Origin of the sequence: Rhodococcus sp. IEGM 1351, from assembly GCF_030056875.1 — a bacterium.
GTDB classification, from domain to species: domain Bacteria; phylum Actinomycetota; class Actinomycetes; order Mycobacteriales; family Mycobacteriaceae; genus Rhodococcus_F; species Rhodococcus_F opacus.
Genome location: NZ_JASHKU010000093.1, coordinates 1 through 768 on the forward strand (window position 1 = coordinate 1; position 768 = coordinate 768).

At 65.5% G+C, this 768-nt stretch carries 1 protein-coding gene; it reads right to left on the bottom strand.

Annotated features, from left to right (window positions below):
- Positions 1-637, bottom strand: a 637-nt coding sequence (locus QM806_RS40900) for an IS256 family transposase (protein ID WP_283295045.1), incomplete at its 3' end; no start/stop codon positions are given.
- Positions 638-768 lie beyond the last annotated feature (131 nt).

A 768-nucleotide genomic window follows, 5' to 3' on the forward strand; every position in this document is an offset into this window, starting at 1 on the left:
GCCAGCCGGCACCGTCCTCGGACGAGGTCACATCCACGCCCAGGATCTCGCGGTACCCCTCGGCGTTCACCCCGACCGCGACCAGGGTGTGCACGTTGACCACCCGACCGTTCTCCCGCACCTTGAGCACGAGCGCGTCGGCGGCGACGAACGTGTATGGCCCGGCATCGAGCGGCCGGCTGCGGAACGCCTCGACCTGGGTGTCGAGTTCCTTGGCCATGACGGAGACCTGCGACTTGGACAGGCTGGTGATGCCCAAGGTGTCGACGAGCCGGTCCATCCGGCGGGTGGAGACCCCGAGTAGGTAGCAGGTGGCGACCACGGTGGTCAGGGCCTTTTCGGCGCGTTTGCGGCGTTCGAGCAACCAGTCGGGGAAGTACGAACCGGATCGCAGTTTGGGGATGGCGACGTCGAGGGTTCCGACGCGGGTATCGAAGTCGCGGTGCCGGTATCCGTTACGGGAGTTGGTGCGCTCGTCGGAGCGCTGTCCGTAGCCGGCGCCGCACAGCGCGTCGGCTTCGGCGCCCATCAGGGTATGGATGAACAGCGTCAGCAGCTCGCGCAGCAGGTCGGGGCTCGCACCGGTGAGTCGGTCGGTCAGGATCTGATGCAGGTCGATATCGTGGGCAGTGGTCATCGCGTGCTCTTTCGTCGAGTCGAGTTGGTACCTCTCTCGAAGAATCACGCGGTGACCGTCTCTCGTCCGGTTACGACACGCCGGTCATTGGTACGAGATCCGGCTCGTACACCATCATCGTGGACGTAACC